This window comes from Arthrobacter globiformis, from assembly GCF_046536215.2.
In the GTDB taxonomy this organism is placed as follows: Bacteria; Actinomycetota; Actinomycetes; order Actinomycetales; family Micrococcaceae; genus Arthrobacter; species Arthrobacter globiformis_E.
On sequence record NZ_CM143421.1, the window covers coordinates 1,582,392 to 1,607,768 of the forward strand.

Sequence of the window (25,377 nt, forward strand, 5' to 3'; positions counted from 1 at the left end):
GGGCCGCCGTCCGCCGCGTGGGCTAACGTCCGGCCCGTTGGGTACGCGCGCGGCCGCGGCCGTTCCGGCCGCCGGCCCACTGCGCGGGTCTTCTGCAGGGTATTTCTACAAGGATTCTGCTGATTTTTTCTACAGGGGATAGAAAATATCTCTTGTCTCTATCTTAGCCCCGCGAACAGGTCCTTTTCCGGCAGCTCGGAGGACACCTTGGACTGGATCAGCGTGTAGTCCTCCCAGGGCCAGACGCGCGCCTGCATCTCCGCCGACACGGCGAAGAAGAAGCCCAGCGGGTCCACCTGGGTCCGGTGGGCGCGGAGGGCGTCGTCGCGCGTTTCGAAGAAGTCACCGCAGTCCACCTGGGTGGTGGTTTCATGCGTGGGCGGCGGCGGGGTATGCCCTTCGGCGTCGGCCTCAAGCCAGGCGGCCAGCCGCTGGGCGTAGGGCGACTGGAGCCCTGCCTCCTCCAGCGCAAAGTGCAGGGCACGGAAGCGTTCGGGGCTGAAGGCGCGGTCATAGTAGAGCTTGCTTGGCTCCCATGCCTCCCCGGTACCCGGATACCGCGCAGGGTCGCCGGCGGCCTCGAAGGCCTCCACCGCAACCCGGTGCGCCATGATGTGGTCCGGATGCGGGTAGCCGCCGTTTTCGTCATAGCTGACGATGACGTGCGGCTTGAAGTTCCGGACCAGCCGGACGAGCGGGGCGGCCGCCCGTTCCAGGGGCATCAGCGCGAAGCATCCGGCCGGCAGCGGCGGCAGCGGATCGCCCTCGGGCAGGCCGGAGTCAACGAATCCCAGCCAGCGCTGCCGGATGCCCAGCAGCCGGGCGGCCTCGTTCATTTCGAGGCGGCGGGCGCCCGCCATGTCGCGCTTTGGGTGGGGCTCGGCCTCCATTGCCGGGTTCTGGATGTCGCCGCGCGAGCCGTCAGTGCAGGTCGCGACCATCACGTCCACACCGGCCGCGGCGTACATGGCCATGGTGGCTGCGCCCTTGCTGGATTCGTCATCCGGGTGGGCGTGGACTGCCAGCAGGCGAAGCGTGGACGACTGGCTGGTGGACGCTGTCATCTGGGACTGCTCCTCTTTCTCCTGGGGCTGACTGCAATGCTGGCGCCGGATTTTTCCCCGGTTGATCGCCACTAAACTGGAAGGGTGACTACCGAGGACAAGTCGGGCACTTCCCAGCCTGCAGACATTAGCCTAGCCAATCGCTATGGCCGTCCAAAGCGGAGGCTGTCCCGGAAGGCCGGGCGCTGGGCGGTGATCGCGGCCCTGGTAATCGGGATGGGCTTCCTGGCCTGGGTCTCCACGTCCAACTCCATGGCGTCGGTGACCTTCAAGGACATCGGCTACCGGACCACGGATGCCACCCAGGCGGAGGTGGACTTCCAGGTGACGAGGGAGCCCGGCACCGCGGTCAAGTGCGCCATCAAGGCCCTCGACTCCAAATTCGCAGTGGTCGGCTGGAAGGTGGTCGACATTCCGCCGGTGGACCAGTCAGCGCAGGGCCAGAGTGCCGACGGCGGGCGCACCCTCGCCCAGCGGGTTGTCCTCCGCACCGAATCGCAGGCGGTCTCGGGCGTCGTGGACAGCTGCTGGATCCCGAAGCCCGCGGCCTCCTAGGTCCGTCCCGGACCCACCCAACGCCCACGGCAAACGGGCAGCAGAAGAACCTATGTGACCCACGCCGCTTGGTTATTGGGTTTACTCCACAGGATTGACTACAATGGATCAATACCTTTACCCCGCTGAGATGGTTACTGAGTTCCACAGGTGGCCACCGTGGCGGGGTGTTTGTTTGTAAGACCGCTTGTACACCCACTAGAGGAGAAGTCCGTGTCTACCACTAACAGCGCGCCTGCAGCTTGGCTTACCCAGGAAGCTTTTGACCGCCTGAAGGCAGAGCTGGACCACCTTTCCGGCCCCGGCCGCGCGGAAATCGTCCAGAAGATCGATGCTGCGCGTCAGGAGGGAGACCTCAAGGAGAACGGCGGTTACCACGCTGCGAAGGAAGAGCAGGGCAAGATCGAGGCCCGCATCCGCCAGCTGACCGTGCTGCTGCGCGACGCCCACGTCGGCGAGGCACCGGCCGACGACGGAATCGTCGAGCCCGGCATGATCGTCGTCGCCCGCATCGCCGGCGACGAGGAGACCTTCCTGCTCGGCTCCCGCGAAATCGCCGGCGACTCCGATCTGGACGTCTTTAGCGAGAAGTCCCCGCTCGGTGCCGCGATCATGGGCCACAAGGAGGGCGACAAGCTCAGCTACACCGCCCCGAACGGCAAGGACATCTCGGTGGAGATCATTTCCGCCAAGCCCTACTCGGGCTAGTACCGCTTCCGTCCGCGGTCGCAGCAAACGCACGACGCCGGCCTCCCCCATTCCGGGACGGCCGGCGTCGTGCGTTAATCGCCTTGGTTATCGTTCGCCGCCGGGCGCGGCCGCGCGCCGCTTGGGCCGCCTGTGCCGCTTAGCGGCGGGAGGCCCGTGCCCGCAGCACGACGGCGGCCAAGACGCCGCCCGCGGCACCGCCGAGGTGGGCCTGCCAGGACACGTACCCTGCCACGTTCGGAATGATCCCGAAAAGGATGCTGCCGTAGGCCAGGAACAGCACCACGGAGAGCAGGATCTGCCACCAGCTGCGGTTGAAGAACCCGCGCACCAGGAGAAACGCGAACAGGCCGAAGACCAGGCCGGACGAGCCCACGGTGACCCCGCCGGCGCCGAACAGCCAGACGGCGAGTCCCGAGCCCAGCCAGCTGCAGGCCACAGCCGTGAGGAAAACCCGGAGTCCGGACAGGAACACCAGGAACCCGAAGATGATCAGCGGCAGGGCATTGGACAGCACGTGGTTGAGGTTGGCGTGCAGCAGCGGGAAGGTGAACATGTCCAGGATGCCGTCGGCGCTTCTGGGCCGGAGCCCGAAGACGCCATTCAGCGAGTGCAGCAGCACCGTGTTGAGCAGCTCGATGGCGAACAGCAGCACCACGAAGGATCCCACCACCAGCAGCCCGGCCTTCGCGCGGGCGGCGGCCGCTTCCCTGGTGGCGGGCGCCTCGCCGGGGCTGTGCAGCATCCCGGCTCCTAGTGCACCACGATCGGCTGGAAGCCCTCCGCGCGGAGGGCGCCGAGGACCTGTTCGCCGTGCTCGTGGCCCTTGGTTTCGAGGTTCACCGTGATGGAGACGTCGCCCATGCTGATGGAGCCGCCCACGCGGGTGTGGTCGAGGCCGGTCACGTTGGCGTCGTTCTCGGCGATGATGCGCGCGATGGTGGCCAGCGAACCTGGGCGGTCATCGAGCATCATCCGCACGGTCATGTACCGGCCGGCGGCGGAGAGGCCGCGCTGGATCACCTTGAGCATCAGCATCGGGTCGATGTTGCCGCCGGAGAGGACGACGGCGGTGGTCCCCGGGTTCTCGATCTTGCCGTCCATGAGGGCAGCCACGCCCACCGCACCGGCGGGCTCAACCACCATCTTGGCGCGTTCGAGCAGGAAGATCAGGGCCCGCGCCAGGGAGTCTTCGCTGACAGTGACCACATCGTCCACCAGTTCGCGGATGATGCTGAACGGCAGCTGCCCGGGCCGGCCCACCGCGATGCCGTCGGCCATGGTGGACACCTTCTTGAGCGGCACCAGGGCGTCTGCTGCCAGCGACGGCGGGTAGGCGGCCGCGTTTTCTGCCTGCACGCCGATGATGCGGATGTCGCGGCCGAGTTCCCTGGCGCGGGCCTTGACGGCCACCGCGACGCCGGCGAGCAGGCCGCCGCCGCCGACGCCCATCAGGATGGTGTCCACGTTGGGCACCTGCTCGAGGATTTCCAGGCCGAGGGTGCCCTGGCCGGCCACGACGTCCACGTTGTCGAAGGGGTGGACGAAGACGGCCCCCGTGTCGTCGGCGTAACGCTGGGCCTCGGCGAGGGCCTCATCCACGTTGTGGCCGTGCAGGACCACTTCGGCGCCGTGGCTGCGGGTGGCGGCGAGCTTGGGCAGCGCGACGCCGAGCGGCATGTAGATCCGGGCCTTGATGCCCAGGCTCTTGGCGGCGACGGCCACGCCCTGTGCGTGGTTGCCGGCGGAGGCCGCCACCACGCCGCGCTTCTTGTCAGACTCGGAGAGGCGTGCCATCCGCACGTAGGCGCCGCGCACCTTGAAGGAGCCGGCGCGCTGCAGGTTCTCGCACTTGAAGTAGACCTCGCCGCCCACCATTCCGCCCAGGGCCCGGGAGGACTCCACCGGGGTCCGCGCAATAATCCCGTCCAGCAGCTTCTGCGCCTCAAGGACATCGTCCAGCGTGACGGGAAGGCTTTCGGGGGTGTTCACGAACTATTCTCCTTTGGGTGATTCGACGTCGGCACCGGGGGCGGCGTTGCTGCCCGGGGCGCCGTGTGCAGTGCCGGCAGGGTTGCCGTGGCTGGAATGCGAGCCCGGCAGCCGGACTTCCCTGAAGGTGTTGTCCTCATCGGCCAGGTCTGCGGTACCCGCGGCAGCCGGCACAAGTTCATGTTCCCACGTTCTGGCGGCAACATACCGAATCGCCGAGTTTGCTACGGCCAGGATGGGCACCGAGAACAGCGCTCCGGGGATGCCGGCGAGGTAGGAACCGGCGGCGACGGACAGGATCACGGCCACCGGGTGCAGGGCGACGGCCTTGCCCATGACCAGCGGCTGCAGGATGTGGCTTTCCAGCTGCTGTACCAGCAGCACGATGCCCAGCATGATCAGCGCGTTGACCGGGCCGTTGGCCACCAAGGCGAGCAGCACCGCGATGACGCCCGTGACGAGGGCACCGACCACGGGGATGAAGGAACCGATGAATACCAGCACGCCCAGCGGCAGGGCCAGCGGTACCCCGATGATCGCGGCGCCGGCGCCGATGCCGACCGCATCCACGAAGGCCACGAACAGCTGGATCCGCGCGTAGCTGACCATGGAGGTCCAGCCGCGCCGGCCGGCGCCGTCGGCGGGGATGCGCGCCTGCCGCGGCAGGAGCCGGACCAGGAAGGACCAGATGCGGCTGCCCTCCAGGAGGAAGAAGATCAGGATGAACAGCGCCAGGACCAGCCCCGCCGCGAAGTGGCCGGCCGTGCTCCCGAACGACAGGGCGCCGCTAAGGATGCTGCTGCTGTTGTTCTGCAGCGCGGCCGTGGCCTCCTGGATGTACTGGTCGATCTGGGCTGCGGTCAGGTGCAGCGGGCCCTCGGCCAGCCAGTCCTGGACCTGCTGGACGCCGGTCAGCGCCTCGCTCCACAGCTCCTGGAATCCGAGGGCCAGCTGCCGGCCCACGAGGGCCAGGGAGCCGGCGATGAGTCCGATGAAGCCCAGGACCGTGATGGCCACGGCGGCCCCGTTGGGGATGCGCGACTTCCGCAGCCACCTCACCACGGGGCTCAGCAGGCCGGCCAGCAGCGCCGCCACCATGACGGGAATGATGAGGAAACTGACCTTGGCCAGCAGCCAGACCAGGGCCCCGGTCATCAGCAGGATCAGGCCCAGCCGCCACGCCCATGCCGCCGCAATGCGCACCCCGTAGGGGATGTCCTGTTCAAGGTCGCGGTCCGTCCGGATGCGCCGCGGCTCCAGCCGGCCGAAGGGCCGGACGGGGTTTGTTGTGCTTGCCCTCCCCGTGGCGCTGGCGCTCGTCGTGGCTGCGCCGGCACTGCCTGCCGCGGTGGCGCTTGTGTTGGCGGCGTCGTCTGGTGTGGCGTCCTTTGCTGGCGTCATAGCCCAATACTTCCCTAGCCGCCCGGCTATGGGAAACGCGCCACGGCCAGTTTAGGCAGCAGACAGGTCGGCGCTGATACCCCAGGTGATGGTGAACGATTCCCCGGGCGCCAGCCAGCGGAGGCTGTCCCCGGAGTTGAAGGCATTCGCCGGCCCCGTCATCGGCTCCAGTGCCACAGCCGCGGTCCGGCCAGGGTAGATGCGGCTGACAAACACGTGGACGAACGGGCACGTCTCGTCCTGCCAGAGGCTGACGCTGCGGCCGTCCGGTGCCGTCAGCGTGTGGCGGGCGATCCCGCCGTCGAACCTCAGATCCGTCAGGGCGGCGTCGAGATCCAGGTCCCCCACGGTCCTTCCCTGCCGAAGGTCGCTGTCCGCGGACACGGGTTCGGAGCTGCGCGGGATGAGGCGTTCGTCCGCCACCAGCCGCGTTGCGGCGTCCACCGTCAGCGTGAGCTCCTCGGAGGGGACCTCGCCGATCCGGAGGTACGGGTGGGCGCCCAGCACGAACGGCGCCTCGGCTTCGGAGTCGTTGACCAGCGTCTGCCGCACCTCCAGGCCCAGGTCCTCGGCCAGGGAGTACTCCACGCGGTGCCGCACCAGGAAGGGGTAGCCGTGCTGGGGGAACACCGGCGCCTCGAGGGTCACGGCAAACTCGGATTCAGCGACGAGGGAGTACGACGCATTCCGCAGGAGCCCGTGGCTGGCATTGTTTTTGGAAACCTCGGTGACGTCCAGCTGCTGCTTCTTGCCGTTCAGGTGCCAGACGCCGTCCTCCACCCTGTTCGCCCAGGGCGCCAGGGTGATGCCCGTGGCGCCCGGCGGAATGTCGGAATCCCCGTAGGACTCCGTCAGCTGGACGTCCCCGCGGCTGTACCACCGCAGCCCGGCAGCCAGCTCGGTGACCACTGCGAGCGCGTCGCCCCGCCTGAGCTCGTACTGCCTGCCCGTGGCATAGCGCCGCTGGGTCGTCGGGGAATCGCTGGTTTCTGAAGTCGCGCCGGAAGTCATGGACCTACCGTACAACGCACGCAGACCCTGGACGCCTACCCCTGCAGAACGAAGGATTGTTGCCTTTTGTTAGAAACTATTTGTTTTTGAGCTTTTTGTGTCACAATGGGAACAGGCACAAAACAGTGACTGGCCCCACACGGGAACCGGCGGACGGACAGCATGGGCCCACAGGCAGCCGGGCCCAGTGGGCGGCCGGCTCAACAGGAACGCCGGAACAACAGGAAGGAGGAGCACGTGCTCGCAACACAGCGGCAGCACCTCATCCTGCAGGAACTCGACGCCGAAGGCACCGTCCGGGTGGCCGAGCTCGCGGAGCTGCTCCGCGTCTCCGAGATGACCGTGCGGCGCGACATCGATGCGCTCGACGCCGAGGGCCTGCTGCTGCGGGTCCACGGCGGCGCCACCCGCCCTGCCGTCTTCAGCGCCGTTGAACCGGGGTTCGGCGCGAAGTCGGCCCGGGAGGCGGACGCGAAACGGGCCATCGCCGCGGAGGCGCTGACGCTGCTCCGGCCCGGCATGACCCTGCTGGTTTCCGGCGGCACCACCACCCACGAACTCGCACGGCTGCTCCCGCGGGATCTCGGGCTCACGGTGGCCACCAACTCCCTCATGGTGGCCAGTGCGCTGGCGCCGGACAGCGAGGGAGGCACCCGCGCGGCCGGCGGAATCCGCACCGTGGTCCTGGGCGGCCAGCGCACGCCGTCCGAGGCCCTGGTGGGTCCGGTGGCGGTGCACGCCCTGGACAGCCTGCACGCCCACCTCTGCTTCATGGGCGTGCACGGATTCGACCCGAAGGCCGGCATCACCTCACCGAACCTGCTCGAGTCCGAGGTCAACGCCGCCATGATCGCCGCATCGGACAAGCTGGCTGTGCTCGCCGACGCCACCAAGTACGGAACCGTGGCGCTTGCCGAAATTGCCCCGCTGTCTGCCGTCGGCGTCCTCATCACCGACGAGCGGATCAGCATGAGCCCCGCCGGCCCCGACGCCGAGAAGCTGCTCCGGCAGTCCGTCGGCGAGCTGCGCCTGGCACCCCTGAAACCACCATCTCCCTCAGCACCCGACCCAACTACTCCCCCGCCCGGCCTCCCTGACGGCCAGCCGCCGTCGGCCATCGCGTTCAAAGGACACGACGCATGACCCACATCACCAGTACCCAGCTCGCCGACGGCCGTGAATTGCTCTACTTCGACGACGCCGGCTCAACCCGAGCGCGGTCCGTTGAAGAGGCCCCGGACCGCAGGGACCTTCCGCCCCGCGGGGAGCCCGGCGAAGTCCGGTACGACGCGCTGACCGGCGAGTGGGTGGCGGTGGCAGCGCACCGCCAGACACGCACCCACCTGCCGCCCGCGGACCAGTGCCCCATCTGCCCCACCACCGACGCCAACCCGTCGGAGATCCCGGCGCCGGACTACGACGTAGTGGTGTTCGAGAACCGCTTCCCCTCCCTCGGTCCTGCCCTGGGCCCGGTCCCCGCCAACCCGGGCTGGGGCACCACGGGACCGGCCTTCGGGCGGTGCGAGGTGGTCACCTTCACCCCGGAGCACACGGGATCCTTCAGCGGCCTGAGCGAAACCCGCGCCCGCACAGTGGTGGAGGCATGGGCGCACCGGACGGCGGCCCTCAGCGCACTGCCCGGCATCAAGCAGGTTTTTCCGTTTGAGAACCGCGGCGCAGACATCGGCGTCACCCTGCACCACCCGCACGGCCAGATCTACGCCTATCCCTACATCACGCCGCGCGGCGCCGTGATGGGCGCCGCCGCGCGCAAATTCTATGACGACGCCGGTGGGCGGCAGACGCTGACCGGCTCGCTGCTGCGCTCCGAGCGGGAGGACGGCGGCCGGATGGTGATGGAAAGCGACAGCTTCAGCGCGTACGTTCCGTTCGCTGCCCGGTGGCCGCTGGAGATCCACCTCGTTCCGCACCGCCAGGTCCCGGACCTGGCCGGCCTGACCGGGGAGGAGAAAGACGAGTTGGCCCATGTCTACCTCGACCTGCTCAAGCGCCTCGATGCCCTCTACCCCACTCCGACGCCCTACATTTCGGCCTGGCACCAGGCCCCGGTGGACGACCTGCTGCGGCCCGCCAGCTACCTGCACCTGCAGCTGACCTCCCCGCGCCGCGCGGCGGACAAGCTGAAGTTCCTGGCCGGCTCCGAGGCGGCCATGGGCGCCTTCATCAACGACACCACCCCGGAACAGGTGGCCGAGCGGCTCCGCTCGGTGACCGTTCCGGCGTCCCCGGCCGAGGCGCTCGCTCCGGCTGCACCCGGCCTGATCGAACCTGACCTAACCCAAGGAGCCCGCGCATGACCGCCCCCGCCACCGCCACCGACCTCGAGGCCCGGTTCTCTGCCGCGTTCGGCCGCCGGCCCGACGGCGTGTGGCAGGCCCCCGGCCGGGTCAACCTCATCGGCGAGCACACGGACTACAACGAGGGCTTCGTGCTGCCGTTCGCCATCGACAGGACCGCCCGCGTGGCCGTAGGGGTCCGCCCGGACTCAACCATCCGGCTGCTCTCGACCTACGGCGACCAGGGAGTCACCACGGCGGACGCCGATTCGCTGGAGGTCGGTTCTGCCAAGGGCTGGACCAAGTACCCGCTGGGCGTCATCTGGTCCCTGCAGCAGCGCGGCATCGCCGTCCCCGGCCTGGACCTGCTGCTGGATTCCGATGTGCCGCTCGGCGCCGGGCTGTCCTCCTCGCACGCCATTGAATGCGCGGTGATCTCGGCACTCAACGACCTCACCGGTGCAGGCCTGGCCCCGGAGGACATGGTGCTGGCCACCCAGCGCGCGGAGAACGACTTCGTCGGCGCCCCCACGGGCATCATGGACCAGTCCGCGTCGCTGCGCGGCTCAAAGGGCCACGCCGTGTTCCTGGACTGCCGCGACCAGAGCGTGAAGCTGGTCCCCTTCGAGGCGGAGGCCGCCGGCCTGGTCCTGCTGGTCATCGACACCAAGGTGTCCCACTCCCATGCCGACGGCGGCTATGCCTCCCGCCGGGCGTCCTGCGAGCTAGGCGCCGAAGTGCTGGGCGTCAAGGCGCTGCGGGACGTCACACCGGGCGACCTGGAAGAGGCCAGCGGGCTGCTGGACGAGGTGACCTTCCGCCGCGTCAGGCATATCGTCACCGAGAACGACCGCGTTCTGCAGACCGTCGAAGTCCTGGGGCAGCAGGGCCCCTCGGCCATCGGCGCCCTGCTCGACGCCAGCCACGTGTCCATGCGCGACGACTTCGAGATCTCCTGCGCCGAACTGGACCTCGCCGTCGACACCTCCCGGGCGAACGGCGCCATCGGCGCCCGGATGACCGGCGGAGGTTTTGGCGGCGCCGCCATCGCCCTGACTCCGGTGAGCGAGGAGCAGCAGGTGCGTGCCGCCGTCGTCCGTGCCTTCTCGGAGGCGGGGTACACGGCACCGGACATCTTCACGGTCACCCCGGCGGCCGGGGCCATGCGGCTGGCGTAGCCCCCCGCTGTTAAGAGACCCGGCAGCGGGCGTAGGCTGGTCGCATGCCCGAAGCAGTTATTGTTTCAACCGCCAGGAGCCCGATCGGCCGCGCCTTCAAGGGCTCACTGAAGGACGAGCGGCCGGACGACATGGCAGCCGCCATGGTCCGGGCAGCGCTGGCCAAACTGCCGGCGTTCGACCCCACCGGGGACAGCGGGCCGGGCCTGGACGACCTGTACCTCGGCTGCGCCGAACCGAGCGGCGAGGCGGGCTCCAACATGGCCCGCGTCGTCACCATCCTCACCGGCCTGGACAACGTTCCGGCCGCCACCGTCAACAGGTTCTGCGCCTCCAGCCTGCAGACCCTGCGGATGGCCTTCCACGCTATCCGCGCGGGTGAGGGGCAGGCGTTCGTCGCGGCCGGCGTCGAAGCGGTGTCGCGCTACCAGGACTGGGCCGGCGCGGGCGAGACCGGGGCGCAAAACCACAACCCGCTGTTCGAGCCGGCCCGCCAGCGCACGGCCGCGCGCGCCGAGTCGAACACGCCGTGGACGGATCCGCGGCTGGGCGGCCGGATGCCGGACATCTACATCGCCATGGGCCAGACGGCCGAGAACGTGGCCACGTCCTACGGGATCAGCCGCGCGGACCAGGACGAGTGGGCCGTGCTGAGCCAGAAGCGGGCCGAGGCCGCGATCGCCTCCGGCTTCTATGCCCGCGAAATCACGCCGTACGAGCGGCGGGACGGCACGGTGGTGGACAAGGACGATTCGCCGCGGCCCGGGGTAACCCTCGACGCCGTCAGCGCCCTGCAGCCGGTTTTCCGCCGGGAGGGGACGGTCACGGCAGGCAATGCGTGCCCGCTCAACGACGGCGCGGCCGCCCTGGTGGTCATGAGCTACGACCTGGCCCGCGATCTGGGGCTGGAGCCGCTGGCCAAGATCGTCTCCACCGCGGCCACCGCGCTGTCCCCCGAACTGATGGGGATGGGTCCGGTGGAAGCCTCCCGGCAGGCGCTGGCCCGGGCCCGCCTGGACATGAACGACATCGACCTCGTGGAGCTCAACGAGGCCTTCGCCGTGCAGGTGGTGGCCAGCGCCCGCGAACTGAAGATCGACCCCGCGAAACTCAACGTGCACGGCGGCGCCATCGCGCTGGGTCATCCGTTCGGCATGACCGGCGCCCGCATGACCACCACGCTCCTCAACGGCCTGCGCGAGACGGACGGGACGCTGGGCCTCGCCACCCTGTGCGTCGGCGGCGGGCAGGGCATGGCCGTGGTGCTGGAGCGCCTGACCTAGCCCCTCCTTTGGAGTTTTTGTCCACTTGTCGCGACTTTAGGGCCCCCGAAGTCGCGATACGTGGACAAAAACTCCTGTCCTTAAAGCGCGAGTGGGCCCCGCCGGTTGGCGGGGCCCACTCCCTGGTGGCTAACTAATTACGACGGCGGGATGCCGGCTTAGGTTGCGGCGTTTAGTCGTCGCCGCGGAGGATGGCCAGCAGGCGGATGATTTCCACGTACAGCCACACGAGCGTGACGGTCAGGCCGAAGGCGGCGGTCCAGGAGAAGCGCTCCGGCGCCCCGGCGCGGACGCCGGCCTCGATGCTGGTGAAGTCCATGATCAGCGAGAAGGCCGCCAGGCCGATCGCGAGCAGGCCGATGAAGACGCCCAGCGGAATGCCGGCGATCTCCATGCTGGTGCGCAGGCCGAACGGGGAATCCACGGCACCGGTCCACATCATGATCATGTTGATCAGGGCGAAGACCGCGTAGCCGATGGTGGCGATCATGAAGAAGCGCATCGCCTTGGGCGTGGCGCGGACCTTGCCGCTCTTGAAGAGCACCAGGGTCACGGCGAAGACGGACAGCGTGCCGATGACCGCCTGCAGGCCGACGCCCGGGTACATCCCGTCAAGGATGCGGGTCAGGCCGCCGAGGAAGAATCCTTCGAGGGCCGCGTAGGCAAGGATAAGGGCCGGCGAAGGCTGCTTCTTGAACGTGTTGACGAGGGCCAGCACAAAGCCGCCCAGCGCGCCGACGATCATGAGCATGCTGGCGAGCGGCAGGCTCACAGTCAGTGTGACGGCAGCGCCAACCACCACTGCCGCGAGGCAGATGCCGGTCTTGACGATGACGTCGTCGAAGGTCATCCGCCCGGTTTCGGACGGTCCGGCCGCAGGCCGGTTGTACATCTGCTGCAGCTGGTCGTTGGTCATGTTCTGCTGCTGCGACATCCAGCCGGACTGGCCGTCCATGACCTGGCCCGGGGCGCGGCCCTGGCCGTAGCCGGGCTGGCCGTAACCCGGCTGGCCGAACTGGTTCTGACCGTAGTTGTTATGGCCGTACGCCTGCGGGACAGGCGGTGCCTGGGTGGCTCCACGGAAATTTTTTCCGTTGAAGATCGGGTTTCCGCCAAGTGCCATTGCGGGTGTCCTCCATGTATGGGGTTGAGTGATGAATCTACGGGTCACGCTATCAATTTCCACGGACCAGGGGCACGGAAAGTTCCTGCTGGTGACGGAGCATTTGAGTTGTTACCGGATCGCTATCTGATGGCCAGCTCCCCCCACGCGGTTTGTACTGCTTGCGCTGTACGATAAGCGGGTCAGGGTGACGGATATCACAGCTAGTCAATACCCGCTCCACCAGCAAGGATATCCGCCGTCCTCTGTTCGCAGCGGCTGCAATGAGGCAGCCGCAACCACCCCCACGTGGAGGTTTTCAATTTGAGACGCACACCGAGAGGGCTGCTTATCCGGCGGCCGGCCGGGCTGCTGAAGGTATGGGGGGCCATCGCGTCCGCCGTCGTGGCACTTCTGCTGGTGGCAGCACCGGCATCGCAGGCAGGCACTCCAGCTCCGACACCACCCCCGTCGAACCAGCAGTTCCAGGACACCATCAGCGGCTTCCTCCGAGACGATTCACGGCGCCCGCTCGAGGGCGTCAAGATCACCGCCAAGAGCGGATCATTCACCGGCGAGGCTAAATCAGGCCCCAACGGGTCCTGGAGCATTGGTGTTCCCCAGCAAGGCACCTACGAGATCCAGCTGGACGAATCCACGCTTCCGAAAGGGATCAAGCTCGCCGAAGGCCAGCAGAATCCCCGGACAGTGACCTTCAGCCAGACGTCGAACCTCTCGGTCATCTTCGCCTTCGGCAAAGGCATCGTGGTGCAGCAGCAGGACTTCGGCCAGAACCTGCTCAACAGGCTCGTGGCCGGGCTAAGCTTCGGCCTGCTGCTGGCACTCGCCTCGGTAGGCCTGTCCCTGATCTTCGGCACCACCGGGCTCACCAACTTCGCACATGGCGAGATGGTGACCCTGGGCGCCGTGCTGGTCTTCGGGTTCAGCGCCCTTAACCTGCCGTTCTGGCTGGCGATCGTCCTGGCCCTGCTGGGCGGCGGTCTCCTGGGCTACGTGCAGGACGCCGGGCTCTGGCGTCCGCTGCGCCGCCGCGGCACGGGCCTGGTGCCCATGATGATCGTCAGCATCGGCCTGGCCCTTGCCATCCGCTACATCATCCAGTTCTACTTCGGCGGGGCCACCCAGCAGCTGCCGTTCGCACAGAGTGCGGAGATCCAGATCGGCCCCATCTCCATTTCGCCCAACAACCTGTGGTCCCTGGTCATCAGCGCCGTCGTGATCGCCCTCCTCGGCATCGTGCTGCTGAAGACCAGGCTCGGCAAGGCCACCCGCGCGGTGGCCGACAACCCGGCACTGGCCGCCGCCTCCGGAATCGACGTCGACGGCGTCATCCGCCTGGTCTGGATCGTCGGCGGTGTGCTGGCTTCCCTGGGCGGCATCCTCTGGGCCTACTACCGTCCCGGCGTCACCTTCGACATGGGTTCGCAGATCCTGCTGCTCATCTTCGCCGGGGTGACCCTCGGCGGCCTGGGCACAGTGTTCGGCGCCCTCGTCGGATCAATCATCGTCGGTATCTTCGTCGAACTGACCACCGTGTTCGGCCTCGCGGCCGACCTCAAGTACGTGGGAGCACTCTTCATCATGATCGTTGTCCTCTTGTTCCGGCCCCAGGGCATCCTGGGCCGTCGCGAGCGCGTGGGTTAGGAGACAGGCATGGACTTCGGATTTATCCTTACCAGCGCGGCTGGCGAACTTTTCAGCCCGACGACGGCGGCCTACGCCCTCGCCGCACTCGGCCTCGCCGTGCACTTCGGCTACTCGGGCCTGCTGAACTTCGGCCAGGCCGGCTTCATGGCGGTGGGTGCCTACGGCTTCGCCATCTCAACGCTCACCTTCCGGGTGCCGTTCTTCGTGGGCCTGCTGATCGCCGTCGTGTGCTCTGTGCTCTTTGCACTGGTGCTGGGCATCCCCACGCTCCGCCTCCGGGCGGACTACCTGGCCATCGTCACCATCGCGGCGGCGGAAATCGTCCGCTACGTCGTCACCACCAACCAGCTCACCTCCGTGACCGGTTCCGCCAACGGGCTCGCCGCCTTCGAGGGCGGCTTCTACACGATGAACCCGTTCCCGGAGGGCTCCTACTTCGGCATGAACAACCGCGACTTCTTCATCCGGGTGGTCGGTTGGGGGCTGGTGGCCGTCGGCTGCGTCCTCGTCTGGCTCCTGATGCGCAGCCCCTGGGGCCGGGTGCTGAAGGGCATCCGAGAGGACGAGAACGCGGTGCGCTCCCTCGGCAAGAACGTCTATGCCCACAAGATGCAGTCGCTGGTGATCGGCGGCATCTTCGGTGCCCTGGCCGGAATGATCTTCACGCTCCCCCGCGGCGCCGTGCAGCCCGCCAACTACGGCACCGAGCTGACGTTCTTCCTCTGGACCTGCCTGCTGCTGGGCGGCATGGCCACGGTCCTGGGGCCGGTCATCGGGGCCATGATCTTCTGGGTGGTCCTGTCCCTCACACAGGGCGTCCTGTACGGCCTCATCGAGTCCGGCGCGGTGACCTGGCTGACCACGGTCCAGGCCGGCCAGCTGCGCTACATCCTGGTGGGCATCGCCCTGATGCTGCTGATGATCTTCAGGCCGCAGGGTGTCTTTGGCAACAAGAAGGAGCTGGCGTTCGCATGAGCAAGCACAGCGAAGAATCAATGGAAGCGGGCGTCGACTACATGACGGACACCCGGCCGATCGCCGTCGGGGAGAACACCCCCGGCTGCAAGAAGCGGGATCCGATCGTCGTCGCCGAGAACGTCACCCGCAGCTTCGGCGGCATCAACGCCGTCGACGTCGATTACCTGGAGATCCCGCGGCACAAGATCACCGCCCTGATCGGGCCCAACGGGGCCGGCAAGACCACCCTGTTCAACCTGCTCACCGGCTTTGATACGCCCAACTCCGGCAAGTGGCAGTTCGAGGGCCACAGCATCGCCGGGGTGTCCTCCTACAAGGTGGCCCGGATGGGCATGGTGCGCACGTTCCAGCTGACCAAGGTCATGGGCAAGCTGACGGTCATGGAAAACATGCGGCTCGGCGCGTCCAACCAGCCCGGCGAGCGGCTGTCCAAAGCCCTGTTCAAGAACATCTGGGGCGGCCGCGAGAAGGAAATCACCGAGCACGCCAACGTGCTGCTGGAGAAGTTCAAGCTCGACACCAAGAAGGATGACTACGCGGCGTCGCTGTCCGGCGGCCAGCGCAAGCTGCTGGAAATGGCCCGCTCCCTGATGGTCCGGCCCAAGCTGGTGATGCTGGACGAACCGATGGCAGGGGTGAACCCGGCGCTGACGCAGTCGCTGCTGGACCACATCAAGAACCTCAAGTCCGAGGGCATGACCGTCCTCTTCGTGGAACACGACATGCACATGGTCCGGCACATCGCCGACTGGGTTGTGGTGATGGCCGAAGGAAAGATCGTGGCCGAGGGCCCCCCGGGCGAAGTCATGAAGGACCCCGCCGTCATCGACGCCTACCTGGGCGCACACCACGACGTCGATCTTGGCGACACCGAGGGCATCAGGGAACTGGAGCAGGAACTCGCGGCGGATGAGGAATCGATCGTCGGTACCGAGAACGCGGGCATGATCGCGCTCGACGCCACGGTGCCCACCATCACCGAAGCCGGCCCGGACACCGCACGCACGGACGCCGGACGCACGGATGCCCAACGAACGGATGCCGGACGCACAGACAAGGACAACGCATGAGTGCCACGAGCGCGGCCCCGGCCGCAAGCAGCGCAGCCGAGGACGGCGCCGTCGTCAAGGTCACAGACCTGGTGGCCGGCTATCTCCCCGGCGTGAACATCCTCAACGGCTGCAGCATCGAGGCCCGGAAGGGCGAGCTGATCGGCATCATCGGACCGAACGGGGCCGGCAAGTCCACACTGCTGAAGGCTATGTTCGGGCTGGTGAAGGTGCATTCCGGATCCGTGATGGTCCGTGGCCGCGACCTGACGGGGCTCAAGGCCAACAAGCTGGTGACCCAGGGCGTCGGCTTCGTGCCGCAGACCAATAACGTCTTCGCCACGCTCACCATCGAGGAGAACATGCAGATGGGCATGTTCCAGCGGCCCAAGGACTTTGCCGAGCGCTTCGAGTTTGTCACCAGCCTGTTTCCGGAGCTCGGGAAACGCAGGGCGCAGCGGGCGGGCTCCCTCTCCGGCGGCGAGCGGCAGATGGTGGCGATGGGCCGGGCACTGATGATGGAGCCGGCAGTCCTGCTGCTGGACGAACCCTCTGCCGGCCTCTCCCCCGTGAAGCAGGACGAGACCTTCCTCCGGGTGCACGAGATCAACCGTGCCGGTGTGTCCGTCATCATGGTGGAACAGAACGCCCGCCGCTGCCTGCAGATCTGCGACCGCGGCTACGTCCTGGACCAGGGCAGGGATGCCTACACCGGCACCGGCCGTGAGCTCATGAAGGATCCCAAGGTCATCCAGCTGTACCTCGGCACGCTGGCCGACGAGGACTAAGCCGCACAACAGAAAACCCCCGTCCTGCCACGACGGGGGTTTTCTGTTGTGCGGCGGGAAGCGGCTTACAGCTTGCCGAACTCTTCCCGGGACGGGGTGTACTTGTTGTCGTCGCCGTACTGGTAGATGCCGATGAAGGCCTCAGTCGGGTCACCGGCATCCGAGAAGGTCACCGGACCGGACTCGCCGTCGTAGTCGATGTCCTTGCCATTGCGGAGCAGCGTGACGCAGGACGGGAAGTCCGAGCACTTCTCGCCGCCTTCGGAGACCGCCTTGAGCTGCTTGGCGATGTCAGTGCCCTTGGTGCTCTTGGCGGCTTCGGCTGCCAGCGAGATCAGGTTCACGGCGTCGTAGGACTCACCGGCGTAGCTGTAGTCCTTCAGTGCCGGATCGATGGCGAGGAGCTTCTTCTTGAAGTCATCCTTGGCGAAGGTGCCGGGGATGGTTCCCTGCGCTCCCTTCAGCGTGCCGGCCTTGAAGTCCTTGCTGTAGTCGGACGTGTTGCCGTCCACCATGAACAGCTGCGTGGGCTTGATGCCCTTGCCGGTGATCAGCGGAACGATGCTCTTGGCCTGGTCGAAGGTGATCAGGGCAATGGCATCCGGCTTGGCGGCGATGACCTTGTCCACCTGGCTGCTGAACTGCGAGTCGCCCTCGTTGAAGAGTTCCTCGGCCACAACCTGGCCGCCGGCTGCCTCGAAGGCGGCCTTGACGTTCTTGGCCAGGCCCGTGCCGTAGGCATCGTTGAGGACAATCATGCCCACGGTCTGGGCACCACAGGTGGCCATGTAGTTGCCCAGCACTTTGCCCTGCAGCACGTCGGACGGGGCCGTCCGCCAGTACAGGCCCTTGTCATCCCAGGTGGTGAAGTCCGGGGACGTGTTCGCGGGCGAGAACTGGATGACGCCGGCGCCGGTGATCTGGTTGATCACGGTCTTGGACACACCCGAGGACGCAGCGCCGATGATGGCGCTGACGCCCTGGCCCAGGAGTGCCGTGGTGGACTGCGTGGCGATGTCCGTCTTGGTGTCGCCGGAGTCGCGGTGGACCACCTGGACCGGCTTGCCGAGCACGCCGCCGGCATCGTTGACTTCCTTGATGCCGAGGTTAACACCGGCGATTTCGGGCGGGCCGAGGAACGCCAGCGACCCCGTCGTCGGCAGGAGCGATCCAATTTTGAGCGGCGTGGGGGTGGTGGTGGTTGCTGCCGGCACGTTGCCGGTCTCGGTGGCGGTGCTGGTTGCCCCGGCCGTGGCACTGGGCGCGGGGCAGGATATGCCGCCTGACGCCCCTGCGGAGGATTCGGTCGCGCTTGGGGTGGAACCGCCACCACAAGCCGTGGCCAGAAGGGCGACGCCGATGCTAAGCGCTGTGAGCTTAGCGACCCTTGGCGCCGCCTGGGGGAGTGAAATCATTTAGAGTCTCCTCGATCGAAAGGTGCGAACGGCCTTTGATGCGATTTTTGGTCAGGGGTTCCTGAGCTAAGTTCAAGCTAATCCAATTCCAGCGGGAACATAAGTGACTAAGGTCACATCCTCATAACACTCGTTGCATATTGGAACACCGGCGACGCGGAGGAGAAAAGTAGTACCCCAGGTGGGACTCGAACCCACAACACGCGGATTTTAAGTCCGCTGCCTCTGCCAATTGGGCTACTGGGGCGCCCGGTCAATCGTATCGCCTCAGACGGCGGCCAAGGGCCCGGCATACCGGAATGTGCCGTGGACCCCGCCCGGCCACAGCGCGAGGGGCAGCAGCTGGAAATGGTCGCCCCAGTTCTTGTCCGGCGCCTCGACGCCCAGGGAAGACGCCGGAACGAAGCCAAACCGCGGGTAGTACTCGGTGCTTCCCAGCAGAGCGATGCCCTTCTCCCCCGCGGCGTTGGCACGGATGACGGTTTCGCGCATCAGCGCCGAACCGATGCCGTGGCGCTGCAGCCGGGGTGTGACGCCGATGGGCCCGAGGCCGAGCAGCTCGAGGTCCTCCACCCAGGCCCGGGTGCTGATCACATGGCCGACGATTTCGCCGTCGAGCTCCGCAACGATGCTGAACTCCGGCAGGTACTCCTCGGCGACGAACAGCCCGCGGAGCACCCGGACCTCAACCGGCTCCCCCTCCACCCGCAATCCGGTGACCGGGGAAACGGCGAACACCTCGGCCGTCAAGGCAAGGAGCGCGTCGCGGTCCCCGGGCTGCTCGCTGCGCAGCACCACTTCCCGCACGGGCTCCGGCACGGGGGCGTTGGCGGCCGAAAGTTCGGCCAGGACCTCCAGTGCCCGCGCCGAGTCAGCCACCGGCACCAGCAGGTGGTCGTGGTGGAATCCGGCCAGCACGTTGCAGCTGATCCGGGCCTGGGTCAGGACCCTGCTGACGGCCGCCGTCAGGCCCACCGCCTCCAGTGCCGAGTGGACCTCCAGCGTGATCCAGGCAGCCACGAAATCGTACGGCAGGTCCAGCGCATCAGCTTCGGTGCGGGGCAGGACCACCGTGAGCCCCTCGGCTTCCCGGACGGCGGCTTCAATGTGGCCGGCCAGCGGCCTGCCGTGCGGCCAGAGGACATAGACGTACTCCCCTTCCCGGAGCACCGGACGCATCGAGGCAAGGAGAGCCTGGAGGTTTTTTTCACCCGTCATGGGAGCCAGTCTATGTGGGCACCCTGCCGGGAGCGGAGGCCACCGGCCGGGGAAACGCGAAAGCGGCCGTTCCCCGGAAGGGAACGGCCACCGTCGTCGTATTGTGGGCAGCCTGGGCCCACGCTGCCGAGGGGACCCCCTCGCTGAGCGGAGCGAAGCTAGGGAGGCGGTGGGGACCTACTTGGCCTCAGCCGTTACAGCATCCTTGGCGCCGGCCTGGGCAGGCGCCTTCTCAGCCGGTGCGGCAGGAGCCGGAGCAGCGGGCTTGGGCGCCGGAGTGGCCGCAGCCACGAAGGCGCCGCGCGGGTTGTCCAGGTCCAGCAGCTGGGTGGTGTCGCGGCCGGCGAAGAAGCTCAGGATCCAGTTGAAGACCACGCGGAACTTGCGCTCGAACGTCGGCATGGCCATGCCGTGGTAGCCGCGGTGTGCCAGCCAGGCGAGCGGGCCCTTGAGCCCGATGCGGCCGAGCAGGTTGATGTTGGCAACACCCTTCCACTCGCCGAAGCCGGCCACAGCACCGAGGTTCTTGTGCTTGTAGTCCACCAGCGGCTTGTTCCAGCGGGAGGCCCAGAGGTTCTTGGCGAGGCGCTTGGCCTGGCGCAGCGCGTGCTGGGCGTTGGGAACGCAGGTGCCGTCCGGCAGTCCGCCGCCTGACAGGTCGGGAACAGCGGCGATGTCACCGGCAGCCCAGGCGTTGTCGATGATGCCTTCGTCGCCGGAGATGCGCAGGTCGGGCAGGACGCGGACGCGGCCGCGGGGTTCCAGCGGGAAGTCGGTGGAGCGGACCATGGGGTTGGCCTGGACACCGGCGGTCCACACGAGGGTGTCGGTCTCGAATTCCTGGGCCAGCGTCTTGTCCGGCAGGTTGATGAGCTTCAGGGCGCCCTCGGCGTTGTCCAGCGAGGTGTTCAGCAGGACCTCGATGCCGCGGCTGCGGAGGTGCTCCACGACCCATTCGGCCTGCTGGGCGGTGACCTCGGGCATGATGCGGCCCATGGCCTCAACGAGGACGAAGCGGATTTCCTCCTGCTTGACGCGCGGGTTGTTCCGTACGGCGGCGCGGGCGAGGTCTTCCATTTCGGTGATGCACTCGATGCCGGCGAAGCCGCCGCCCACCACCACGAAGGTCAGGGCGCGGGCGCGCTCTGCGGGATCGGTCATGGTGGAGCCGCGCTCGATGCGGTCGAGGACCTTGTTGCGCAGCGCAACGGCTTCCTCGATGGTCTTCAGGCCGATGCCCTTGTCCGCCAGGCCCTTGATGGGGAACGTGCGGGTGATGGCGCCGGCGGAAAGCACGACGTCGAAGTACGGAACCTCGAAGTTGTCGCCACCGTCAGCCGGGGCAACCACGGCCGTGCGGTTGGCGTGGTCGATGGAGACGACGCGGCCCTGGATGAGCTCGCTCTGCTTGAGGTGCTGGCGGTGCGAGACCACGGCGTGGCGCGCTTCAATGTTTCCGCCGGCAACTTCCGGCAGGAAGGGCTGGTAAGTCATGTAGGGCAGCGGATCAACGACGGTGACGATGCCGCCTGCGTTCGCGATCTTCTTCTGCAGTTTGAGGGCTACGTAGAGGCCGACGTACCCGCCGCCGACGACGAGCACACGCGGACGATCCTGGAGCTGTGGGGTGGTTGCCATAACTCCAGAGTACAGTACTTTGTGAAAATCTTCACTAACTTGGCCGGTCTGCCGGATCCACCCTCGTCACGGCCCCGGTTTCCGGCTCCTCCACTCCCCCGCCGGAGGCCCCTCCGGAGGCCCCTCCGGATGCCCGGTAGGCCCGCCGCAGCTGCACCGCACCCGCCGCAATAATGGCTATGAAGAGCGCGCCGAACCCGATGACCACCGCGGCCGGCAGCGCGCTGTCCAGCTGCGACGGGGGCACGGCAACCGGCACAGTCGCCTTGGGCAGCGTGGGCTGCGCTGTGTGCGCCGGGGCCGTCGGCTCGGGAGCGGGCGTGGCGAGGTTCCCGCGCCGGTGGACGCGGATCCAGTCCGCGATGGAACCCAGCGGATTGGTCTTCGTTTCGGCCACATCGTCCTTGAGCGCAGCCTCCGCGTTGAGGACGCCGAAACCGTACAGCGGGTCCTTACCCGGTGTGCCCTCGTCCTTGGCGGTGGAGACAATCCTGTTGATGACCTGCTTGGCGCTCATCGCGGGCCACTTGGAGCGGATCAGCGCTGCAACACCGGAAACGATGGGCGTGGCGCCGGACGTGCCGGCCCACTCCGCGTAACTGCCGCCGGGCAGTCCGCCGGCGAGCTTCTCCGCCGGCGCTGCCACTCCGATGCTGATGCCCTGGGAGGAGGAATCGGTGCTGGCCTGGCCGCTGCGGTCCAGGCCCGCCACGGTCAGCACGCCCGGGATGGTGGCCGGAGCCCCCACCTGGACGTTTCCGCCCACCCGGTTGCCGGCAGCGGCCACGATGACCACGTCCTTCTGCTCGGCGTAGAGGAAGGCGGCGTCCCAGCTTTGCGGCCACTCGGGCGATGTGCTGCCGAGCGAAATATTGATGACCTTGGCGCCGTTGTCCACGGCCCAGCGCACGGCCTCGGGAATCTGGTCCTGGTCGCTCTTGCCGCCGGGGTTGGCCGATCCCAGCCAGGTGGAAACGGAGAGGATCTGCGCCTCGGGCGCCACGCCCATGATCCCGTCCGGCATGGCTTTGGACGCGGTTGCGGTGCCGCTCGGGACCGGCTTGGCGCTGGCCGAGGCCTTCTTCGCCGGCTGGTGCCCGCGGCCCGCGAGCATGGTGGCCACCAGCGTTCCGTGCTCGGGCTTGGCGCCGATGCTCTTCTCGCCGTCGGCGGCTCCGGCGCCGGAGACGTCATGGCCGCCGGCCACCACGCCCTTGAGGTCGGGATGGTTGCCGTCCACGCCGCTGTCGATCACAGCGACCTTCACGTTGGCGCCCTTGGAGACCTCCCAGGCCTTGGTGATGCCGGCTTCCTTGAGCCAGTACTCCTTGTCCCGCCAGGTGTCTGCCTGTGCGGCGGGTGCGGTGGCGACGGCGGACGCGGCGATGCCACCGGCAAGCACCGCGGACAGAAGGGCCGAGACCGTCCGGCTAAGCCGGGCTGTTGCTCTGGTCATTCAGGATCCAATACTCGGTTACTTCGGTGCCTCGGCACTCAGGGCAATTCCGTCCAGAATATCGTGCTCGCTGGCCGTGGCCGTAATTATGCGGCCGCCGCTGAGCTCGCCCATGCGGGTGAGGATACGCCGCCAGACCAGGGCACCGGCCCCGATGACGTCCACCCGGCCGGGGTGCATGTACGGCAGTTCGGCCCGCTGCGCCCGCGTCATCTGGAGCAGATCGGTGGCCGCCGCCTGCACGGCGGAGATGGACAGTTCGGCGCCGTGGATGGCTCCCGGCAGGTATTCAGGCAGCTTGAGCGCGTGCGCCGTGATGGTGGTGATTGAGCCGGCAACCCCGACGACGGCGGTGCTGCGTTCCAGCGGAACGTCCAGTTTCGCTTCGGCGATGGCTGCGTCGACGTCGGCCTCCGCTGCGGCGATCTGTTCGGCCGTGGGCGGGTCCGAAGTCAGGTGGCGTTCGGTCAGCCTGACACAGCCGATGTCCACGGACTTTGCGGCGATCACGCCGTTGGCGTCGCCAAGCACGAACTCGGTGCTGCCGCCGCCGAGGTCCACCACCAGGACCTTGTCCTCGGCCGAGATGGGCAGCACGCTGCTGGCACCGGCAAAGGACAGCGCGGCCTCCTCGTGGCCGGTGATCACCTCAGGCTCCACGCCAATGAGGTTCCGGATGCCGTCCACAAAGACCTGGCGGTTCCGGGCGTCCCGGCTGGCCGAGGTGGCCACGAAGCGGACTTTCCGGGCCTGGTACTCGCGGATCAGCGCGGCGTAGTCTGCCGTGGCCGCGAAGGTACGCTCCAGCGCCTCGGGCGCCAGCTCGCCGGTGGCGTCAACGCCCTGGCCGAGCCGCACCACGCGCATTTCACGCACGACGTCGGTGAGTTTCGTGGCGCCGTTGCTGCGGTCAATGTCGGCGATGAGCAGGCGGATGGAGTTGGTTCCGCAGTCGATGGCGGCCACCCGGGTCATGCGCCTGCCTCCGTGGCGGTCGCGTCGGTCGCTGCTGCGTCGGTCTTTGATTTACGAACGGGCGCCGGACGGCCGACAATCGCCGGCAGGCCCTGCGGGCCGTGGCGGCTGAGGTCCCGGGACGGCGCTTCACCTGCCGTGTCCCAGGCGCCGTCGCAGTAGCAGCGGTCGGCGGTCCACCATTCGCTGATGGCCGCGATGGCTTCATCGCCCAGCGGGTTCACACCCGGCCCGGCGGCCAGCGAGTGCCCCACCAGGACGTGCAGGCACTTGACGCGGGTGGGCATGCCCCCGGCGGAGACGCCGTCGATCTCGGGAACGTCACCGATCCCCGATCGTGCCCCGATGTCGGCGCGGGCAGCGAGGTACGCCTCGTGGGCAGCCCGGTAGGAGGCGGCCAGGGACTCGTCGGCGGCAAGCCGGTCGTTCATTTCGTTCATGAGGCCGGCCGCCTCAAGGCGGGAGACCGCAGACGTGATGACCGGGTGCGTCAGGTAGAACGTGGTGGGGAAGGGAGTTCCGTTGCTGAGCCGCGGGGATGTTGCCGCCACGAGCGGGTTGCCGCAGACGCAGCGCGCCGGGATCTCCACCACGTCACGTACCGGCCTCCCCAGCTGGCGGCTGAGCACATCTAGGTCCTGCGCTGAGGGCTGCCTGGATTCACCGGGGGCGGTTGCCGTGTTGTCGTCCACTGGCGTGGCCGTCCTTCCTGCCCGGTTCTGGCTGCCCCGAAAATCGGTAGGCAGTCCCGCGGCGGGCGCCGCTAGTCTGTTGCCGAGCGCCTGATGGACTCCCAGAGGGAATCCACCCAGGGCACGTCGGCGGGGTCTTGTGTTTCTGCTGCACTGGGCTGGCTGCCTGTTGCGCCGGCCGGCACATCGCTGCCGAACACCCAGTAGCCGGTCTCTCCCGGCATAACCATGTTAATGCGGTCGCGGGCCTGCTGCTTGACGTAGTTGGGATCCTGCCAGCGCGAGACCTGCCGTTTGAGGTTGTCCTGGGCCGCCTTGCTGTCCGCTATGTCCGACTCCAGGGCCGCGATTTCCGCCCGCTTGTCGATGAAAATCTTCACGGTGGGGGCCAGCATGATGGTGATGGCAACCATCACCACGGCCAGCGCCAGCATGCGGCCGGAGAACGCCTTGGCCGGAACGGGGTCGAGGTTCTCGTCCTCGGTGCCCACGGCTGATGATCCGGACTTCCCGCGGCCGCTGCCCGCCTTTCCCGCGGCGGTCTTTCCGGTGCCGGACTTGGTGCCGGTGCCGGACCTGGAACCGGGGCTGGTTTTGGTGGAAGCGGGCTTTGTCCCCGCACCCATTGACCCTGCACCCGAGGAGCCCGAACCGCCGGTACCCGCGCCTGTCCTGCCACCCGCGCCGGACTGGTTGCCGGCGCCCGTCTTCGCACCGGCGCCGCTGCCCGCCGCGTTCACGCCGGGGAGCGCGTGTCCGCGTCCCGTTCCGGTGTCATGGCTGGCCGGCGCCGATCGCGGGCCGCCGAAGTCCGCCTGGATGACGTCTCCCCCGGCCGATCCGGCGGCGGACTGTTGTGCTGGTGGGGTCACCCTGGGAACTTTGGGACGGCGGGTAGCCATGACACTC

23 protein-coding genes and 1 tRNA gene are annotated in these 25,377 nt (G+C 67.8%); 10 read left to right on the forward strand and 14 right to left on the reverse strand.

Annotated elements, in window-relative coordinates; genetic code table 11:
• Positions 1-158: 158 nt before the first annotated feature.
• A complete protein-coding gene (gene mca, locus R5O87_RS07060) occupies positions 159-1,064 on the reverse strand; it encodes a mycothiol conjugate amidase Mca (RefSeq protein WP_410557921.1) in 906 nt (301 codons plus the stop codon).
• 192 nt (positions 1,065-1,256) lie between these two features.
• Here mca and R5O87_RS07065 point away from each other — a divergent pair, with 192 nt between their 5' ends.
• Complete coding sequence (locus tag R5O87_RS07065; RefSeq protein WP_462836402.1) at positions 1,257-1,619, forward strand: DUF4307 domain-containing protein; 363 nt, start codon at positions 1,257-1,259, stop codon at positions 1,617-1,619.
• Between the two features lie 213 nt (positions 1,620-1,832).
• Positions 1,833-2,327 carry a transcription elongation factor GreA gene (gene greA / locus R5O87_RS07070; RefSeq protein ID WP_377950090.1) on the forward strand — a complete coding sequence of 165 codons (495 nt, stop codon included), beginning with the start codon at positions 1,833-1,835 and terminating at the stop codon, positions 2,325-2,327.
• A 139-nt stretch (positions 2,328-2,466) separates the two neighbouring features.
• Here the strand turns inward: greA and R5O87_RS07075 are convergent, their stop codons facing one another.
• Genes R5O87_RS07075 through R5O87_RS07090 form a run of 4 tightly spaced genes read right to left on the reverse strand, consistent with a single transcriptional unit; the run spans position 2,467 to position 6,731 of the window.
• Complete coding sequence (locus R5O87_RS07075) at positions 2,467-3,072, reverse strand: rhomboid family intramembrane serine protease (protein WP_410557923.1); 606 nt, start codon at positions 3,070-3,072, stop codon at positions 2,467-2,469.
• An 8-nt stretch (positions 3,073-3,080) separates the two neighbouring features.
• A complete protein-coding gene (gene ilvA, locus R5O87_RS07080; protein WP_410557924.1) occupies positions 3,081-4,319 on the reverse strand; it encodes a threonine ammonia-lyase in 1,239 nt (412 codons plus the stop codon).
• Positions 4,320-4,322: 3 nt separating this feature from the next.
• A complete protein-coding gene (locus tag R5O87_RS07085) occupies positions 4,323-5,720 on the reverse strand; it encodes an AI-2E family transporter (protein ID WP_410557926.1) in 1,398 nt (465 codons plus the stop codon).
• 51 nt (positions 5,721-5,771) lie between these two features.
• Positions 5,772-6,731: an aldose 1-epimerase family protein gene (locus tag R5O87_RS07090; RefSeq protein ID WP_410557927.1), complete on the reverse strand. Its 960-nt coding sequence runs from the start codon at positions 6,729-6,731 to the stop codon at positions 5,772-5,774.
• 237 nt (positions 6,732-6,968) lie between these two features.
• Between R5O87_RS07090 and R5O87_RS07095 the strand changes: the two genes are divergently transcribed.
• Genes R5O87_RS07095 through R5O87_RS07110 form a run of 4 tightly spaced genes read left to right on the forward strand, consistent with a single transcriptional unit; the run spans position 6,969 to position 11,489 of the window.
• On the forward strand, positions 6,969-7,874 hold the full coding sequence (locus R5O87_RS07095) for a DeoR/GlpR family DNA-binding transcription regulator (protein ID WP_410557928.1): 906 nt from the start codon (positions 6,969-6,971) through the stop codon (positions 7,872-7,874).
• Positions 7,871-9,049 (forward strand): galactose-1-phosphate uridylyltransferase, encoded by a 1,179-nt coding sequence (gene galT / locus R5O87_RS07100; RefSeq protein WP_410557929.1) that lies wholly within the window; start codon positions 7,871-7,873, stop codon positions 9,047-9,049. Before R5O87_RS07095 ends, galT begins: the two co-directional genes overlap by 4 nt.
• Complete coding sequence (gene galK, locus R5O87_RS07105) at positions 9,046-10,206, forward strand: galactokinase (RefSeq protein WP_410557930.1); 1,161 nt, start codon at positions 9,046-9,048, stop codon at positions 10,204-10,206. Before galT ends, galK begins: the two co-directional genes overlap by 4 nt.
• Positions 10,207-10,250: 44 nt before the next feature.
• Positions 10,251-11,489: an acetyl-CoA C-acetyltransferase gene (locus R5O87_RS07110; protein ID WP_410557931.1), complete on the forward strand. Its 1,239-nt coding sequence runs from the start codon at positions 10,251-10,253 to the stop codon at positions 11,487-11,489.
• 172 nt (positions 11,490-11,661) lie between these two features.
• Here R5O87_RS07110 and R5O87_RS07115 read toward each other — a convergent pair whose 3' ends face one another.
• Positions 11,662-12,612, reverse strand: a complete 951-nt coding sequence (locus R5O87_RS07115) for a Bax inhibitor-1/YccA family protein (protein ID WP_410557932.1) — start codon at positions 12,610-12,612, stop codon at positions 11,662-11,664.
• A gap of 303 nt (positions 12,613-12,915) precedes the next feature.
• On the opposite strand from R5O87_RS07115, the gene R5O87_RS07120 reads away from it, so the two are divergent.
• Genes R5O87_RS07120 through R5O87_RS07135 form a run of 4 tightly spaced genes read left to right on the forward strand, consistent with a single transcriptional unit; the run spans position 12,916 to position 17,074 of the window.
• On the forward strand, positions 12,916-14,256 hold the full coding sequence (locus R5O87_RS07120; protein ID WP_410557933.1) for a branched-chain amino acid ABC transporter permease: 1,341 nt from the start codon (positions 12,916-12,918) through the stop codon (positions 14,254-14,256).
• 9 nt (positions 14,257-14,265) lie between these two features.
• Positions 14,266-15,234, forward strand: a complete 969-nt coding sequence (locus R5O87_RS07125) for a branched-chain amino acid ABC transporter permease (protein ID WP_410557934.1) — start codon at positions 14,266-14,268, stop codon at positions 15,232-15,234.
• Entirely contained in the window at positions 15,231-16,307 is a 1,077-nt protein-coding gene (locus R5O87_RS07130) for an ABC transporter ATP-binding protein (protein ID WP_410557935.1), read from the forward strand. Before R5O87_RS07125 ends, R5O87_RS07130 begins: the two co-directional genes overlap by 4 nt.
• The gene (locus R5O87_RS07135; protein WP_410557936.1) at positions 16,304-17,074 is read left to right on the forward strand and encodes an ABC transporter ATP-binding protein; all 771 of its coding nucleotides are present in this window, start codon (positions 16,304-16,306) and stop codon (positions 17,072-17,074) included. Before R5O87_RS07130 ends, R5O87_RS07135 begins: the two co-directional genes overlap by 4 nt.
• Positions 17,075-17,139: 65 nt before the next feature.
• Here the strand turns inward: R5O87_RS07135 and R5O87_RS07140 are convergent, their stop codons facing one another.
• The 8 genes from R5O87_RS07140 to R5O87_RS07175 all read right to left on the reverse strand — a co-directional run bounded on the left by R5O87_RS07140 (position 17,140) and on the right by R5O87_RS07175 (position 25,370).
• Positions 17,140-18,489, reverse strand: coding sequence for an ABC transporter substrate-binding protein (locus R5O87_RS07140; protein ID WP_410557937.1), 1,350 nt, complete (start codon positions 18,487-18,489; stop codon positions 17,140-17,142).
• 173 nt (positions 18,490-18,662) lie between these two features.
• A tRNA-Leu gene (locus R5O87_RS07145) sits at positions 18,663-18,736 on the reverse strand.
• Positions 18,737-18,756: 20 nt separating this feature from the next.
• On the reverse strand, positions 18,757-19,707 hold the full coding sequence (locus R5O87_RS07150; protein ID WP_410557938.1) for an N-acetyltransferase: 951 nt from the start codon (positions 19,705-19,707) through the stop codon (positions 18,757-18,759).
• Between the two features lie 177 nt (positions 19,708-19,884).
• Positions 19,885-21,345 (reverse strand): NAD(P)/FAD-dependent oxidoreductase, encoded by a 1,461-nt coding sequence (locus tag R5O87_RS07155; protein ID WP_410557939.1) that lies wholly within the window; start codon positions 21,343-21,345, stop codon positions 19,885-19,887.
• A gap of 34 nt (positions 21,346-21,379) precedes the next feature.
• Positions 21,380-22,801 (reverse strand): S8 family serine peptidase, encoded by a 1,422-nt coding sequence (locus R5O87_RS07160; protein WP_410557940.1) that lies wholly within the window; start codon positions 22,799-22,801, stop codon positions 21,380-21,382.
• 18 nt (positions 22,802-22,819) lie between these two features.
• The gene (locus R5O87_RS07165; RefSeq protein WP_410557941.1) at positions 22,820-23,776 is read right to left on the reverse strand and encodes a Ppx/GppA phosphatase family protein; all 957 of its coding nucleotides are present in this window, start codon (positions 23,774-23,776) and stop codon (positions 22,820-22,822) included.
• The gene (locus tag R5O87_RS07170) at positions 23,773-24,468 is read right to left on the reverse strand and encodes a DUF501 domain-containing protein (RefSeq protein WP_410557942.1); all 696 of its coding nucleotides are present in this window, start codon (positions 24,466-24,468) and stop codon (positions 23,773-23,775) included. The genes R5O87_RS07165 and R5O87_RS07170 overlap by 4 nt, the downstream gene beginning before the upstream one ends.
• Before the next feature lie 71 nt (positions 24,469-24,539).
• Entirely contained in the window at positions 24,540-25,370 is an 831-nt protein-coding gene (locus R5O87_RS07175; protein ID WP_410557943.1) for an FtsB family cell division protein, read from the reverse strand.
• Positions 25,371-25,377: the final 7 nt, after the last annotated feature.